At 59.0% G+C, this 13,460-nt stretch carries 15 protein-coding genes; 5 read left to right on the top strand and 10 right to left on the bottom strand.

Annotated elements, in window-relative coordinates; translation table 11 throughout:
- From EN852_RS13615 to EN852_RS13605, 3 genes are all read right to left on the bottom strand, one after another.
- A complete protein-coding gene (locus tag EN852_RS13615) occupies positions 1 to 843 on the bottom strand; it encodes a carbohydrate ABC transporter permease (RefSeq protein ID WP_127228017.1) in 843 nt (280 codons plus the stop codon).
- A complete protein-coding gene (locus EN852_RS13610; protein ID WP_127228018.1) occupies positions 843 to 1,781 on the bottom strand; it encodes a sugar ABC transporter permease in 939 nt (312 codons plus the stop codon). The genes EN852_RS13615 and EN852_RS13610 overlap by 1 nt, the downstream gene beginning before the upstream one ends.
- Before the next feature lie 97 nt (positions 1,782 to 1,878).
- Positions 1,879 to 3,180 (bottom strand): extracellular solute-binding protein, encoded by a 1,302-nt coding sequence (locus tag EN852_RS13605; protein WP_135879544.1) that lies wholly within the window; start codon positions 3,178 to 3,180, stop codon positions 1,879 to 1,881.
- 233 nt (positions 3,181 to 3,413) lie between these two features.
- Between EN852_RS13605 and EN852_RS13600 the strand changes: the two genes are divergently transcribed.
- The gene (locus EN852_RS13600) at positions 3,414 to 4,484 is read left to right on the top strand and encodes a substrate-binding domain-containing protein (protein WP_189545912.1); all 1,071 of its coding nucleotides are present in this window, start codon (positions 3,414 to 3,416) and stop codon (positions 4,482 to 4,484) included.
- 56 nt (positions 4,485 to 4,540) lie between these two features.
- Positions 4,541 to 5,221 carry an HAD hydrolase-like protein gene (locus tag EN852_RS13595; RefSeq protein WP_189545910.1) on the top strand — a complete coding sequence of 227 codons (681 nt, stop codon included), beginning with the start codon at positions 4,541 to 4,543 and terminating at the stop codon, positions 5,219 to 5,221.
- 285 nt (positions 5,222 to 5,506) lie between these two features.
- Here the strand turns inward: EN852_RS13595 and EN852_RS13590 are convergent, their stop codons facing one another.
- The 7 genes from EN852_RS13590 to EN852_RS40845 all read right to left on the bottom strand — a co-directional run bounded on the left by EN852_RS13590 (position 5,507) and on the right by EN852_RS40845 (position 10,543).
- Positions 5,507 to 6,229 (bottom strand): ABC transporter ATP-binding protein, encoded by a 723-nt coding sequence (locus EN852_RS13590; RefSeq protein WP_246694291.1) that lies wholly within the window; start codon positions 6,227 to 6,229, stop codon positions 5,507 to 5,509.
- An 85-nt stretch (positions 6,230 to 6,314) separates the two neighbouring features.
- Positions 6,315 to 6,995, bottom strand: a complete 681-nt coding sequence (locus EN852_RS13585; RefSeq protein ID WP_127228126.1) for an ABC transporter permease — start codon at positions 6,993 to 6,995, stop codon at positions 6,315 to 6,317.
- 148 nt (positions 6,996 to 7,143) lie between these two features.
- Positions 7,144 to 8,139, bottom strand: a complete 996-nt coding sequence (locus tag EN852_RS13580; protein ID WP_127875800.1) for an ABC transporter substrate-binding protein — start codon at positions 8,137 to 8,139, stop codon at positions 7,144 to 7,146.
- Between the two features lie 67 nt (positions 8,140 to 8,206).
- Complete coding sequence (locus tag EN852_RS13575) at positions 8,207 to 8,974, bottom strand: alpha/beta hydrolase (protein WP_189545904.1); 768 nt, start codon at positions 8,972 to 8,974, stop codon at positions 8,207 to 8,209.
- Positions 8,975 to 9,050: 76 nt separating this feature from the next.
- Entirely contained in the window at positions 9,051 to 9,578 is a 528-nt protein-coding gene (locus tag EN852_RS13570; protein WP_127875802.1) for an RbsD/FucU domain-containing protein, read from the bottom strand.
- A 126-nt stretch (positions 9,579 to 9,704) separates the two neighbouring features.
- Positions 9,705 to 10,382, bottom strand: coding sequence for a GntR family transcriptional regulator (locus tag EN852_RS13565; RefSeq protein WP_127404872.1), 678 nt, complete (start codon positions 10,380 to 10,382; stop codon positions 9,705 to 9,707).
- Positions 10,379 to 10,543, bottom strand: a complete 165-nt coding sequence (locus EN852_RS40845; RefSeq protein WP_189401924.1) for a hypothetical protein — start codon at positions 10,541 to 10,543, stop codon at positions 10,379 to 10,381. The genes EN852_RS13565 and EN852_RS40845 overlap by 4 nt, the downstream gene beginning before the upstream one ends.
- Before the next feature lie 117 nt (positions 10,544 to 10,660).
- Between EN852_RS40845 and EN852_RS13560 the strand changes: the two genes are divergently transcribed.
- From EN852_RS13560 to EN852_RS13550, 3 genes are all read left to right on the top strand, one after another.
- The gene (locus EN852_RS13560) at positions 10,661 to 11,146 is read left to right on the top strand and encodes an RbsD/FucU domain-containing protein (protein WP_281407785.1); all 486 of its coding nucleotides are present in this window, start codon (positions 10,661 to 10,663) and stop codon (positions 11,144 to 11,146) included.
- Between the two features lie 17 nt (positions 11,147 to 11,163).
- Positions 11,164 to 11,943, top strand: coding sequence for an alpha/beta hydrolase (locus EN852_RS13555; RefSeq protein ID WP_127875803.1), 780 nt, complete (start codon positions 11,164 to 11,166; stop codon positions 11,941 to 11,943).
- Positions 11,944 to 12,352: 409 nt separating this feature from the next.
- A complete protein-coding gene (locus EN852_RS13550) occupies positions 12,353 to 13,429 on the top strand; it encodes a substrate-binding domain-containing protein (protein WP_189401925.1) in 1,077 nt (358 codons plus the stop codon).
- The last annotated feature ends 31 nt before the right edge of the window (positions 13,430 to 13,460 follow it).

Raw genomic sequence — 13,460 nt, 5'->3', positions numbered from 1 at the left:
TCATCCCTTCACGGCGCCAAGCGTCAGGCCCCTGACAAGATATTTTTGCATCAACAGGACGAGCACGACGATCGGCAACGACATCAACACACCGGCGGCCGAGCCCAATCCCCACGAGATCGCCTTGGCCTTGATCGAGCTCGCCGCGATCACTGGCAGCGTCCGCGCCTCCGAAGAGGTCAGAATGCTGGCCAGCAGGAACTCATTCCAGGCGAACATGAATATGATCACCATCGTCGCCGCGAGCCCGGGCAAGAGCAGCGGCAAGGTCACGCGCCAGAAGCACTCGAACCGACTGCAGCCGTCTATCAGGGCAGCCTCTTCGATCGACTGCGGAATTTCCTGGATGAACACCCGCATTACCCACACCACGAACGGCAATCCGTTCAGCGTGTAGACGGCGATCAGCAGCCACGGCGTGTCGAAGATCCCCAGTTGCTTGGCGATGATGAACAGCGGGATGACGCTCACCATCGGCGGCAGCATGCGGATCGACAGAACCTCAAAGGCGATGAAGTTCTTGTTCTTGACGTCGAAACGCGCCAGTCCGTAGGCGGCGAGCGTGCCTGCGATCATTGCAAACAGCGTGGCCAGGCAGACGATGAATGCGCTGTTGATCAAGGCATCCATCGCATTCAACTCTGTGAAAAGCTTGCGGTAGCTCTCCAATGTCGGAGCAAAAACCCACCTCGGCGGATATGCCGATATGTCTGCATCCGACTTCAACGAAGAAAGCGTCATCCAGACGATGGGGAAAGCAAAGAAGGCGGTCGCCATCAGGGCCAGCGCATAGTAGCCGATGCCGCTGAGGATGGACCCGCGTCGCGTGATCGAGCTTGACATCAGCGGGCCTCCTTTTCGTTCACCATGCGCATGAAGCCCGTGTATTTCACGAAGATGAGAACCACGGCGAGGATGATGAGGAGCGTCAGCCAGGATAGCGCAGCACCATAGCCGAGGCTGAAGAAGCGGAAATTTACCCTTGCCAGGTAGATGCTGAGCAGGTCGGTGGCGAAATCGGGACCGCCACGCGTAATGATGTAGACCGTGTCGTAGGTGCGGATGGCATCGACGATCCTGAGCAGGCTCGCGATCACGATCACGGGTTTCAGCATCGGCAGCGTGACCATGAAGAAGGTCTGGATCGGCGAGGCGCCGTCGATCGCCGCCGCCTCGAAGGGGCTCTTGGGCAGGGCCGAAAGGCCGGCGAAGATGATCAGGAACATGAACGGGGTCCACTGCCAGACATCTACAAGTAGCATCGAGGCCATGGCGCTGGCCTTCTCGCCGGCCCATGGCTGCGGCGGAATGCCGACGAGGCTCAAAACGTAATTGAGCACGCCAAGGTCGGGCATCATCATGATGCGCCAGGTGATGCCGACCGCGATCGGTGTGATCAGCATGGGGACGATGATGATGGTCCTTAGCAGCGTGAAACCGGGGAGCCTGACGTTGAAGAGGAGGGCCAGCAGCACGGCCAAGGTGAGAGACAGCCCCACGGACAAGACGGTGAATAGCAGCGTCAGCAGGATCGAATGCAGGAACTGGGCGTCCGACACCGCATCGGCATAGTTGGCGAGGCCGACAAATCCCTGGAACTTGTCCGGATCCGAGGGGCGATAGCCGGTGAGGCTCATATAGAGCGAGTGCAGGAGCGGAAAGAGACCGACAACCGTCATGATGATCATGGTCGGCGCGAGCAGGATCATGCCGGTGTAACGCTCTCCGGCACGCTTGGCCCGGTCGGTCGCGACGGGCAAACCCTCTAAGCTGACTGTCATGGTCCTTGATCCCGAAGGCGCCGAGCGGGCATCTGCCCGCACAGCGCGTTCCTGTTCTACGAGCGCTGGAATATCCAGGCGCTTGCGGGCGGCGACTTCAGCCCTTGACGAGCTTTCCCACCCGATCGACGGCATCGACCATCGCGGTCTTGGGGGTCTTTCGCCCAGTCACGCCGGCGAGGACTTCCTCGTAGATTGCCCGCTGCACTTCCACCGCATTGGTCAGGCGATAAGGCGGGATCGCGATCGGCTGCGTCCCGCGGGTCTTGAAATCCTCAAAGACATGAAGGCCGGGAATCTTCTTGACCATGTCCGGATTTTCGAGATCCGGCTTGTAGCAGATCGAGGTTTCACCCGCTTCCGAGAAATACTTGTAGCCGCCGTCGGCGAGCCAGGCCAAAAACCTGTAGCCGTCGGCCTGCTTTTTGCTGGCGGCGTTAAGCACCACGGTCCAGCCGCCAATCATCGACTGCTGGAACTTCTCGGTCGGCGCCACCGCATAGCCGAACTTGCCGGCATGCGGCCCGCCCTCAATGCCGGAGAGCGCGTCCGACCATGAAATGATCATGGCCGCGGTTCCCTGACCGATCGCGGACTGACCTTCCGGGTAGTCGAACCCGGAGACGCCTTGAGGGCAATACTGCAAGACCTCCTTCAACCTTTCGATGGCATGCTCGCCCTGTCCTTCCGAATTGAAGACGGGCTCATTGGCATCGTTGAAGCAGCCGTCGTCGGTAGGCGCGAGCTTCGTCATTCCCATGACGCGCGTCATCCAGTCGCCGGACATGTGGGCGTCCTGCCCTCCCAGGCAAAGCGTGTTTCCGGCGACGTCTGAGCTGTGCAGCTTCTTGGCGGCCGCGACATACTCGTCCCAGGTGACGGGCACCTTATCGATACCGGCTTTCTCGAATAGGTCCTTGCGATAGATGAAGACCGGAATCGTCATGGCGAGCGGCAGGCCGTAGTGCTTGCCCTGGTAGATGGAGTATTGCAGCGATCCCTCGGTGACGTTCCCATATTTGATCTCGGGAAGATCCGGATTGGCGGCTTTGATGTCCTCCATCGTCGGCGCCCACTTGTTGCGCTGCGGCTGCCGGACCCAGAGGCTGTCGGTGGTGATGATGTCGAACGTTTCCGAACCCTGAGAGAGTTCGATCAGCATCTTTTCGTAGTGAGATTCATAAGGGTTGGATTCCCCGGTGATCTTCGCGGCTTTGTATGCCTTCGCCACCTGATCGGTGAGGGCCCCTGCCCAGACTGAATTGCTATTGAGGATATTGAGCGTCACTTCCTCCGCATATGCCGACGAGGCGCGATAGGCGGCCAAGGCGGCAGCAAGGCCGGCAGAGGCCTTCAGGAAGTTGCGACGAGACACTGGCAGTCTGATCGACGCGGTCAATTTGTTGATCCTCCGTTTTTATGCGAGGCGGGGCAAAAGCCGGCCTCGGCGCTCCCATTCATGTAAACGTTTTCATTTTTTGCGAGCCGAACGGTGATGTCAAGCCCAAACCCGCAGCAACATAGAAATTTCTGTAAACGATTACATATTGGAGCGTTTTATGGCTTGTCAAGCGAGGTGAAGTCGAGGACAAAAGCTATAGGTGAACAAAAGCCAACGAAATGGTGCGGCTTATGCCGGGCAAAAGAGCCAAACAGCCCAAGTTGAAGAAGAAGGCAGGCGTCTTCGACGTTGCCCGCGAGGCCGGGGTTTCGGTAGCCACTGTGTCGCGGGCGTTCAATTTGCCTGACCTTGTCAGCGAGGATGTTCGCCGACGGGTCCTGGCGACTGCGCAGAATCTCGGCTACGCGGCCAACCCGGCGGCAAAAGCACTGCGCTCTCGCAAGACCCATATCGTGGGAGCGGCGATCCCGACCCTGGACTATGCGATCTTTGCAAAGATGATCAATCATTTTCAGGATAGCTTTGCGCAGCACGGCTATATGACGATCGTTGCAACAACTGGCTTTGAACACGCCAATGTTTTCGAGAAGGTCAAAACATTGGTGGATCGCGGCGCTGAGGCGCTTCTTCTGGTTGGCGCGATCGAGGACCCGGCGCTCGTGAGCTATCTCAAGCAACCGCATATCCCGGTGGTGACGACCTACTCATATCTACCCGACGAGATCGTACCCTGCATTGGATTTGACAATTACGCGGCTACGCAAAGCGCGATGGAATACCTTGCCGATCTGGGGCACAGAAATTTCGCCATGATTGCCGGCAACCCAAAGGGTAGCGATCGCCAGCGGGCTCGGATCGCCGCCTACAAGGATTTCGTCGGATCGAGAAATCTCCATGGGGCAGCGAATATAATCATTCGCAATTTCACCATCCGGGACGGAACAGAGGCGATACGCGCCATCCTGGACAAATACCCGGAGACCACGGCAGTAGTCTGCAACACCGACGTCATGGCGTTTGGAGCCTTGAGCGAAAGTCGGCGGCTCGGAATCCGGGTTCCCCAGGACATCTCGATCGTCGGTTTCGATGATGCAGAGTATGCCGCGCAGTTGGAGCCCCCCTTGACGACCATAGCCGTGCCTGCCGAGGAAATGGGCAGGCTGGCGGCCGAAATGCTCCACAGCTCGCTGTCGAACGGTGAGCCCCCTCGCTTTGTCAGGCTCGATTCGCACCTGATCGTGAGAAAATCAGCGTGCCCGCCGCGTGCTTTGAAGCAGTTGCGCCTGGCCGCGGCCGTCTGACTATCCACATCCGCTGGCACCTCACCTCGATGTCGAGTGGGCACACAAGCACCTTCATGTCCCATAAGCCGCATCTTCCCTCTCGACCCGCAGCGATCATATTCGATTTCGATGGCGTCATCCTTGACTCTGCCGAGATCAAAGCAGAGGCATTCGCTGAAATCTATTCCGGCTATGGGCGGCAGTGGAGGGAACCCATCCTCCGCTACCAGCGGCTGCATGGCGGTATTTCACGCCGGGAGAAGTTCGACCATTTCGACAAACAGATAGTGGGTCGCGCCCCGACCGAGGAGCGATCGGCGCTGCTGTCGAAGAGGTTCTCAGAAATCGTTTTTGAGAAGATCCTCGCTGCGCCTTTCATTCCCGGCGCGCGGGAACTGCTTGACAAAGCGACTGGGCGTTCCAGGCTTTTCGTCGTTTCCGGAACCCCGCAGCGAGAACTGGTCGAGGTCATCCGTCAGCGAGCCCTTGATCACTATTTCGAGCTGGTCATCGGCGCGCCGACGAAAAAACGCGAGGCCTTCGCGCGGATCTTGCACATGGGGCTTTCGCGCGAAACCGTGGTGGCGGTCGGCGATTCAATCACGGAATGTTCCGCTGCCTGTGAGCTGGGAATCGCATTCCTCGGAATTCGAGGCGGGCCATCGCCAACCGCCTTTCCGGAAGGTATCGTAACGCTCCCGGACCTGCGCGATGCAAGCAACCTGCTCGGCTTCGGCAGCCTGCCCCCAAGCTGACCACCGTCCGCGTGGCCGAGATGCTGCCGCCGAGAAAGGGTGCACCGGTACTGGAAGGCACATACATTCCCGAATCGACAATCTTAATGCGCCTCGACTGAACTCGTTTTTACCGAGGGCGCGCTTGATCCGAACGGTCGACGCGGCAATCCAGAAATGGGGTCTCGGCAGAGAGTTCGCATTGACACAATCCGCCAATGGCGTAAACGTTTACATAGCCACGCATCCACCGGGTTAGCTGCTGACCAGTGCACGCCCCCCACCCCGGGGACGGCTATCGGCCGGCTAATGCTGATAAAGCAGTTGCCTGATCTCATGATAGATGTCGCGTGCCGTCCGGTCCGCGGTGATATCGACGAGGTCCCGAGGTCGAGCGAAAGGGATCGAGAATTCCTTGGCGATCTTGCCGTCTTTGAAAACAAGGATCCGGTCGGCCAAGGTGATCGCCTCGTTCAGATCGTGGGTGACGAAGACAACGCTCTTCTTGTCAGCGGCCCACATGCGCACGAACTCCTCGTGAAGCGATTCACGCGTCTGTGCGTCGAGCGCCGAAAAAGGCTCGTCCATCAACAGTATCTTCGGCGAAGGCGCCCAGGTGCGAGCGAGCGCCACACGCTGCCGCTGGCCCTGGGAGAGCTGACTTGGATAATTATCGGCAAAGCGCTTCAAACTGACGAGGTCCAGATAGTCTCGGGCCAAGGCCCGTCTTTCGCTTTTTGCGAAACCGCGCACTTCCAGCCCGAACTCTACATTCTTGAGTGCAGTTCGCCATGGCAGCAAAGCATCGCGCGCGAACATGTAGCCGAGCTGTGGACGCGCGGCGACGGGCGGTTGGGCAAGCACGCTCACTTCGCCGATCGTTGCAGTGTGGAGCCCGGCTAGGACATTGAGCGCAGTGGTCTTGCCGGAACCGCTACGTCCGACGAGAACCAGGAACTCTCCCTCTCGCAGTTCCAACGACACATCATCCAGACCGCGCACTGGTCCCGACGTGGTCTGGAACTCCATCACGACGTCGGAAATCCTGGCGGCGACACCATCGGTTCCCGCGGCAGGCGATATGCTTGGTGCCATCGTCCTTGGTCCTCGCGGGTTAGAGCGCTCGCGCACCGAGCAGATAGCGTTCGAGCAGAGCCATGCCGGCATTGAGCAAGGAAGCGATCACGGCCAGCACGATGCAGACGGCGTAGACCCCTTCGAGCTGAAAAGTACCGGCATATCCCGCAATGAGTTGGCCGAGCCCTACCCGCGACGCCAATATCTCGGAGGTCACGACGCCGAGAAGCGAATAGATGATGCCAAGGCGCAGTCCGGCGAAAATGGAGGGCACGGCGCTGGGCAGCAGGATCTTCATGAACATATCCCGCTTGGAAATATTCATGACGGTCACCATCAGCCTGATATCGCGGTCGACGGTGCGAATGCCGGCGCGCGCGTTGACCATCAGGATGAAAACCACGACGCTGAAGGCAAGCGCGATCTTGGCTGCCTGGCTGACGCCGAAAAGCAGTATGAATACCGGCGCGAAGGCGATCCGCGGCATCGCGTTGAACGCACTGATATAGGGGTCCAGCAGTTCCTCAACTTTGGGAAACAGACCAAGGCCGATGCCGATGACTACTCCAACGAATGAGGCCAGCACGAAAGCGACCACTGTCGCCTCGACCGTGGAATAGAGCGCTGGCAGAAGCGTGCCATCGGTGGCGATCTGGACGAAAAACCAGAACACCTGCCCGGGACTTCGCGAAATCAGCGGCTTGACGACGCCGGACATGTAGACGAGTTGCCACAACGCCAGAAAGGCTATTCCGACCCCGATTTGTCCAGCAAGTCGCTTGAGCCGCGCGACATTCCGGTGGGAAGGCCGACCGGCCTTCCCTTTTAAGCCCGATGAACCTGCCGCGGCGACCAACTCGGCCACCTCAGCCCGAAGTCAGGTTCGCGCAGGGCTCATACGCGTTCATCGTCCAGTCTGGAACAAAAACGGCATATTTCTTCATGCCTTCCCAGCGCTCCTTGGTGAGCTTGGCATTGAAGCCCGATTTGTAGACGTCGATCAACGCCTTGGCCTTGCCCGCATCGAGCTTGAGCGTCTTTGCGGTGAAATCGACCAGTTTCTGTTCGTTCGCAGGGTCTTTCATGTAGTTGATCGTCTCGATGACCGCCTTGCAGAAATTCTGGGCAACCTGCGGGCGGTTTTTGACGAAATCCGAATTGGCGGTGAAAACCGTGAAGAGATACTCGGGATCGAACACCTTGTTGCGCGTGGCATTGAGATCGACCAGCACATCGAGATTGTCCGGACCGATCAACGTCGAGCTCGGCGGAATGCTGGCCATCGCATCGACCTGGCGGTTGGTGAAGGCGCCCGCCGCGCCATAGCCCGTGCCGATCGCGATGAAGGTGATGTCCTTGTCGGGATTCATGCCCGCGTCCGTGAACATCTTGCGCACGTAGAGCTCGGTTGCGCCCCCGCGACCGGCGACGCCGATCAGCTTGCCCTTGAGATCGTTCAGGAAAGCCGGATATCCCTTCTTGACGTCGACTCCGGCGTCCTTGTGCGCGATGAAGGTGTAGTCGATGTCGTAGTTGCCCAACAGGACCGTCAGCGTCGCACCCTTTTGGATGGCCGGAAAGATCAGGGCCGCGCCGACATGCGTGATGTCGGCCGAGCCTCCAACCACCGCGGCTACCATGGCTGACCCGTTGGCGCCCTTGACGTAGTTGATGTCGAGGTCATGCTTGGCAAAGATGCCGACCTGCGAGCCGAACTGAGGCACGAAAGCGTCGAGTGTTTCGATCGATGTCGCGATGGTCACGGTATCTGTGGCCTGCGCGGTTCCGGCCGACATCGCTATCCCTATCAAGCCTGCGACCAAGACGGCGAGCGAATGCAGTTCGTTTCGAAATCCACCCATTTGCTGCTCCCTTTTTTCTGGCGGCTTGCAAGCCGCGCCTTACCAACCTTGAAAGAGGCCTTTCCTTCTACCGCCCTCTGCCGTTGATCGCCGCCCTCGCGAAGGCGACGAGGCGCCTCTCGACGGCGAAGTGGGGCACGTCGTTGATGATGTCGTGGAAGCCGTCTTTCACGATGAGCACCGTGGCGTTCTTGAGTTGCGAGCGGACCGCACGGGCATACCTGGCGGGGGCAATCACATCCTGGTCGCCATTGATCAGCAGCACGGGAAGGTCGACCTTGGGGAGAGCCGCGGCCAGCTCCCCGCGCGCCTTGTGCATGGCCGCCCGCCTCGCCGCCGTGCTTTCTGGCGTTACGCTGAAGGCGAATGGATCGGTCGCCAGCATGTCTAGATAGAATGGGTCGCGGGTGACTTCCGGCGGCGCGGGTATGGCAACGGTCTCCGGCTGGATCAACGTGCCCGTGACGGCCAGCCCCAGGCACCGACGCTCGCCACGAGCGATCAACAGCGCAGCGGCAATGCCGCCGAGAGAATGGCCGACGAGAACCAGCGGCAGGCCGGGAGCTTCGCTGGCGGCGATCGAGATCAGACGCTCGGCATTGTCGACGAGGGGATCCATCGACGCCACCGCGCCACGTTCGCCATAGGAAAGGCCGTGTCCTTGCTGATCAAGTGCCCACATGGCGAGGCCACTGGCGCTGAAGGCGCCCGCAAGGCGATGGTAGTGCCCGCTTTGCTCGCCAAAACCATGGAGAAACACGACACCCCCGACCGCCTTCCGCGCATCCCAGCACCGGTAGTAGCTTTTCCCATGCGCGGTTTCGAAGAACGGCATCTGAACGGCCCTTTTTGACCAGAACGGTTCACTCGACTGGAGAGCCGACGCTCGAGAACATCGGCCGTGTGTCATGTCAGTCCGGCAGTATCCTGATGTCCCCGACTTCCGTGTTCCGAATGAACTTGACGTCGGCGCTGGCATAGCCCCCGACCAGGGCGATATTGCCGTGGACGCTGTAATCTCCTGTGCGGATGATCAACTTGCTGGCGTTGCGGATCGCATACATCGACGGCCGGTATGGAACGGTAGTGACCCGCTCCTTCCCGAAAGTGTCGACGACGAATTTGTATTTCTGGGGACTCTGCGCTTCCATCGGCTCGGCAACGACAGCCCGCTCGATGTCACCATTGTCGCGCAGCAGCGGCAGCAGCTGCTCGATCGAGACCAGACCTGGGGCAATTCCAAGGTCCACGATCGGCACCTGCACGGATGAAGCGATGACGCCGCCCGCGTCGGCAATGAAGATCACCTCACCATGGCGGAGCGTGGCCAGAGCCGCCGCGATCGTGCCGTTGATGATGCGGTTGTCCGCGCCGTATTGCATTTCGTGTTCCCCCTTTTCATCGATAATATTATCCGCCTGTTTTATCGATAATGTCAACCGACAAGCCAAGGCCGGCAGCCGGGATGCTCCTATGGCGCGGCGCCTAGAATTGCGCGGCCGCTCTTGGCGAGCGACATGAGGACCTGAAGCGCGTCGCCCGGATTCGTTTCAGCGCGACGCGCTTTAAGAGGTCAGATGCTGAAGGTAATAGTCCCGGAAGGTCCGGATATGGTTTCGAAGCGTTCGAGCCAGGGTTTTCTGGTCGCCCTTCTCTATCGCTTGAATCATAGTCAAGTGATCCTTGGCGCCTTTGGAGCGCAAATCTTTGCTTTGCACCGAATTAGTATGAATCAGGTGCGAGAGAAGCGAATGATGTTTAATGGCGTCGAGTAGGAACTCGTTCTCGCACCGTTGATATATAGCCTCGTGCAAAAGATTGTTCTGCAGATACATTTCAGCAAGATCGTTGTTCGCGATCGCCCTCTCGTGATCCGAGACAATGGCCTTCAATTTTCGCACGAGCTCCTTTGCCGCCGGCTCGGTATAGTAGCTTATTGCCTTCAGCTCGAGGCACTCACGGACTTCGTAGATTTGCCAGATCTCGGATTCTCTGAAGCTCCGCACCTGCACGCCGCGATGCGGGTAGCGGACGGCGAGGCCGAGGCGAACAAGTTCGTCGAATGCCTTGCGGACTGCATGGCGGGTTGCCCCGGTGGCTTCAATAATGTCGTCTTCGATGAGCCGCACGCCGGAACGATACTTTCCGGAGATAATGCCCTTTTGAAGCCCCTCATAGACGGCCTGCCATTGGCCGCCGTGGCCGCCTGGTTCGGTGAGATCTTCATTCTTTGCAGTTCTCATGACAATCCATCAGAGTTGCGGGCGATGCGACACACCGTGACCATGTCATAGCGTTGAGCCGGCAAGATCGCCAGAATCGACGGCATCTTGCACGTAAGATCGATCAGATCGCAATCGCGCATGGAAAGACGTCCTCCCGCCACTTGGGTCAAGCCGGCCATGCCCCCAGACTTCCGCCTGCCAAGTTATAAGAGTTCCTGCGAAGGATATCGACAAAACCGAATTTTTGTGTAAACGATTTCAATCGCCGACGACGATCGAACTCGCGAGAACGCACGATGACCACGAAGCTTCTGAGGCCGAGAATACTGAACCAAAGGTTGGCAGCGGCGCTGGCCGACCTGCGCCATGGCGAGTTGATATTCATTGCCGATGCCGGCAGTGGCACGTCAGCCAAGGCGCTGCGTTCGTTGGCGCCTGATGTGGAGATCCTCGACCTGGAAGTTGTTACCGGCGTGCCGTCGATCGACGATCTCGTTCCCGTGATCTGCGACGTCGGCGACATCGAGGCCTGCATCGTCACCAAGGACATGCGCGGCGCAAATCCTGATGGCTTCGCCATGCTGTCCAGGCTCTTCGATAACAAACACATCTACGAAGTGCCTTACATCCCGGATTATTACGACCTGCGCGATCGGTGCAAGCTGTTTGTCCAGACGGGCGACTATCGCGTGCATGCCAATGTGATCCTTGTCGGCGGCTATCCAAGCGCAGACATTCCTATGGACATGATCCTCAACGGGCTTGCCCCGAAAACGAAGTAACCCGCCACAGGTGGTCGATGCCAAGGTTTGAGGGCGCTTCCGGACAGGTCTACTACCGCCACTGGGCTCCGCTGAAGCCCACTGCGCAGATCGTCTTTCTGCATGGATATGGCGAACATAGCGGTCTCTACCATCGTTTCGCGAACTCCTTGAATGCACAGGGAATCGGCGTCTGGGCGCTTGATGCAATCGGACACGGGCTCTCGGATGGCGAGCGGGGCAATCCCGGCTCCATGGCCTATCTGAGAACGAATGCCGAGCGCCTGACAGGGATAGCGCAGCGGGAAGACCCCGGGCTTCCAATGGCCCTGGTAGGACATTCGATGGGCGCGATGACGGCAGCTGCGGTGGTCATTGCCGGCGCTGGCCCCTTCCGTGGGGTGGTGCTCGGCGGCATGCCTGTCGAGGGGATCAGCCAAGAGCAAGAGCGCCAGGCTGAGCAAGGCGTGATGTCGCTTGACCCCTTCTATCTAGACGAACTGGAATTCGACCCATTCAAGTTCGATGCAACGATGGCCTTCGTCCATCTAAGAAGCGTCCTCTCGGCGCCGGTCTGTGAACAGATACAGGGCGGATTGCTTGAACTCAGCCTTCCCGCGCTCTTGATCAGCGGGGACAAGGACATGTTTTGCCCTCCTGATCTCGCGCGGCGCTGGGCGTCACGAATTCCAGGCGCAAGGCATCACCTGTTCGCCAATACCCATCACGATCTCATCAACGATGCGAGCCATGCCGACGTTGCGGACGTTATTGCGCAAGCCGTGATCGGATGGACGGTTGGTACGCGAGCCCGCTGATCCGTCGGACGTCGCACACTGATACGCCAATCAGCACTGCAGCACACGTGCGATGGTTGTTCGCCGACCGGTATGTGTTCTCGCGGACGAAGCTTACATGGCCTGAAACACTCCAACCTCTTTGCGCTTGACACCGTCGCTCCAGCGCGCCATTTTGAAAACGTTTACACGCATCCACCGAAGACCGTCGCAGAAACGGCTGATATCGATGCGTAAGGCGATGGGAGCGCGTCCACGGGCGGAGGCCGGAACTTTCAAAATAGCAATCTCCCAAAATGACGGAGCACGGCCGAAGCCATGCTCCAAGCCCTGTGATGTTCCGAAACTCAGATGATGCGGCGGACCAGAGAGAGAACAGCGAAAATGGAAGGATCTCGTAATGCTTAGGAAATTCGTTGGGAAAATTCGCATGCCAGCGCTGATGTGCGGGTTCGCGGCATGCATGGCACTTACGCCTCCCGCCGCCGCAGAAGATCTCACCGGCAAGATCTACTTTATCCTGCCGGACTTCACGACAGTCCGCTTCGAGCAGTTCGACAAGCCGGCCTTCTTGAAGGCCGCCAAGGAACTGGTGCCGAACATGTCAGTCGAGATTCTCAACTCCGAAAACAACGTGCAGCAACAGACCTCGCAGGTTCAGGCCGCTATCGCCAACGATGCCAAAGCAATCGTCATGGTTGCCGTCGATCCAATGCAGACCGCGGGCACCTTGGCCCTTGCCGAGCAAGCCGGGATCCCGCTTATTTGCACCATTCACGCTTGCACCGGCGGGCCTGCCTACGCTTACCTCACCGCCCCGTTCGTTGAAATCGGCCAGAAGCAGGCGCAGGCGGCAGCCAAGGTAATCGAGGAGATGAACGCCAAGACCGGCAAGCCTGTCCGGCTGGCGAAGATCTACGGCGACCCCAAGTTTCCCTTCTACGGCGACCAGGTGAAGGGCATCGGCGAATATCTGGATCCGCTGATCAAGGCCGGCAAATTGGAAGTCGTTTGTCAGGCGGATGCGCTGCTTTGGCTCCCAGCCAATGCTCAGACTGCAATGGATCAGTGCCTGACCAAGACCCACAATGGGGTCGATGCGATCTTCTCGATGAATGACGACACCGGCGGTGCGGCGCTGGCTGCGGTGGAAGCCGCCGGGCTCAAGGGGATCAAGCTGTTTGGCGGGTACGACGCCACTCTTGCCGGAGTGCAGCGCGTTGCTGCCGGCCTGCAGGAGATGGACATGACTGTGGACTATGTCGCGATGAACAAGCTGGCCGTCCAGTTGGCCGTGCACGCGATGAAGGGCGACAAGATACCGGCTGATCTCGTCGCAACCACGTTCGACAACGGCTACAAGGGAGGCATTCCCGAGGTGGACGCGCCAAATAGCGTCATCACCAAGGACAACATTCAGAAATCGGTGGTCGACACCGGTCTTTATACCAAGGAGCAGATCTGCGCCAAAGGCGTGGCCGCCGACTCCGCCTTCTGTCGCGGCTGATGCAGAGCAGCGGTAACAACAAGATGGTCGC

The sequence above is a fragment of the Mesorhizobium sp. M2E.F.Ca.ET.209.01.1.1 genome (genome assembly GCF_004010375.2).
Classification (GTDB): Bacteria; Pseudomonadota; Alphaproteobacteria; order Rhizobiales; family Rhizobiaceae; genus Mesorhizobium.
This window is presented reverse-complemented; position numbering and strand designations above follow the sequence as displayed.

What these genes read in the sequence shown, in the direction of transcription:
- EN852_RS13615 (WP_127228017.1), bottom strand. Translation starts at nt 843, where the DNA reads ATGTCAAGCTCGATCACGCGACGCGGGTCCATCCTCAGCGGCATCGGC.
- EN852_RS13610 (WP_127228018.1), bottom strand. Translation starts at nt 1,781, where the DNA reads ATGACAGTCAGCTTAGAGGGTTTGCCCGTCGCGACCGACCGGGCCAAG.
- EN852_RS13600 (WP_189545912.1), top strand. Translation starts at nt 3,414, where the DNA reads ATGCCGGGCAAAAGAGCCAAACAGCCCAAGTTGAAGAAGAAGGCAGGC.
- EN852_RS13595 (WP_189545910.1), top strand. Translation starts at nt 4,541, where the DNA reads ATGTCCCATAAGCCGCATCTTCCCTCTCGACCCGCAGCGATCATATTC.
- EN852_RS13590 (WP_246694291.1), bottom strand. Translation starts at nt 6,229, where the DNA reads ATGGAGTTCCAGACCACGTCGGGACCAGTGCGCGGTCTGGATGATGTG.
- EN852_RS13585 (WP_127228126.1), bottom strand. Translation starts at nt 6,995, where the DNA reads ATGTCCGGCGTCGTCAAGCCGCTGATTTCGCGAAGTCCCGGGCAGGTG.
- EN852_RS13580 (WP_127875800.1), bottom strand. Translation starts at nt 8,139, where the DNA reads ATGGGTGGATTTCGAAACGAACTGCATTCGCTCGCCGTCTTGGTCGCA.
- EN852_RS13575 (WP_189545904.1), bottom strand. Translation starts at nt 8,974, where the DNA reads ATGCCGTTCTTCGAAACCGCGCATGGGAAAAGCTACTACCGGTGCTGG.
- EN852_RS13565 (WP_127404872.1), bottom strand. Translation starts at nt 10,382, where the DNA reads ATGAGAACTGCAAAGAATGAAGATCTCACCGAACCAGGCGGCCACGGC.
- EN852_RS40845 (WP_189401924.1), bottom strand. Translation starts at nt 10,543, where the DNA reads ATGGCCGGCTTGACCCAAGTGGCGGGAGGACGTCTTTCCATGCGCGAT.
- EN852_RS13560 (WP_281407785.1), top strand. Translation starts at nt 10,661, where the DNA reads ATGACCACGAAGCTTCTGAGGCCGAGAATACTGAACCAAAGGTTGGCA.
- EN852_RS13555 (WP_127875803.1), top strand. Translation starts at nt 11,164, where the DNA reads ATGCCAAGGTTTGAGGGCGCTTCCGGACAGGTCTACTACCGCCACTGG.
- EN852_RS13550 (WP_189401925.1), top strand. Translation starts at nt 12,353, where the DNA reads ATGCCAGCGCTGATGTGCGGGTTCGCGGCATGCATGGCACTTACGCCT.